General features: G+C 73.0%; 1 protein-coding gene. It reads right to left on the reverse strand.

Going from position 1 to position 385, the window contains the following annotated elements; translation table 11 throughout:
- The coding region (locus AC1DYG_RS20520; protein ID WP_477641675.1) for a carboxyl transferase domain-containing protein at nucleotides 1–364 on the reverse strand (364 nt) is incomplete at its 3' end.
- Nucleotides 365–385: the final 21 nt, after the last annotated feature.

The raw sequence follows: 385 nt of genomic DNA on the forward strand, positions 1-385 counted from the left end.
GCATCAGCGCGCGCAGGTCGGTGTCGCCGTGCTCGGCGGCCACCAGGTCGAAGGTGCCCTGGTCGCAGAACATCGACACCAGACGGCGGGCGCGGTTGAAGGCGTCGGGCTCGTCGGTGGCCGCGATGTGCGCGACGCCGGACTTCTTGGTGTGGGTGTCGGGGCCGCCGAGCGACGCCATGTCGACCTGCTCGCCGGTGACGGACCGCACCACATCGGGGCCGGTCACGAACACGCGGCCCTCGGGCGCCATGATCACCACGTCGGTGAGCGCGGGACCGTAGGCGGCGCCGCCCGCGGCGAAGCCGAGGACGACGGAAAGCTGGGGGACGAGTCCGGAGGCGCGGACCATGGCTTCGAACACGCGGCCCACGCCGTGCAGGGC

It is taken from the genome of Pedococcus sp. P1_H8 (genome assembly GCF_056405175.1).